The 394-nt window shown below is 68.0% G+C and carries 1 protein-coding gene; it reads right to left on the reverse strand.

Going from position 1 to position 394, the window contains the following annotated elements:
- A partial coding sequence (locus HNV26_RS39140) for a Crp/Fnr family transcriptional regulator (RefSeq protein ID WP_171453079.1) occupies positions 1-394 on the reverse strand: 394 nt, incomplete at both ends.

Consider the following 394-nt stretch of genomic DNA (forward strand, 5'->3'; position numbering starts at 1 on the left):
ATGCGCACCTCGTCGCCGTGCGACAGGCTCGGGATGCCGTAGCTGCGCACCAGGTGCAGCAGCTGCTTGGCCAGCCGCGCCCGCAGGGGCAGGGTATTGAGGTCTTCCACCAGGCCGTAGAGCTGGCGGATGCGCCGCGCATGCAGGCGCAGCATGGCCTCGTAGAACTCCACGTGGGTAGCCAGGATCTTGCGGAAATCCGCCTTGGCGACGCAGAGGATGGTGGTGTCCCCGTGCGCATACGCATCGTGCGTGCGCCGGTCGCCGTCGAAGATCGCCACGTCGCCGAACCAGATGCCCGGCTCGACGTAGGTCAGCGTGATCTGCTTGCCGGAGATCGACGTGGAGCTCACGCGCACCGCGCCCTTCGCGCAGGCGATCCACTCCTCGGGCG

It is taken from the genome of Myxococcus xanthus (assembly GCF_013116825.1).
Lineage (GTDB): Bacteria > Myxococcota > Myxococcia > Myxococcales > Myxococcaceae > Myxococcus > Myxococcus xanthus_B.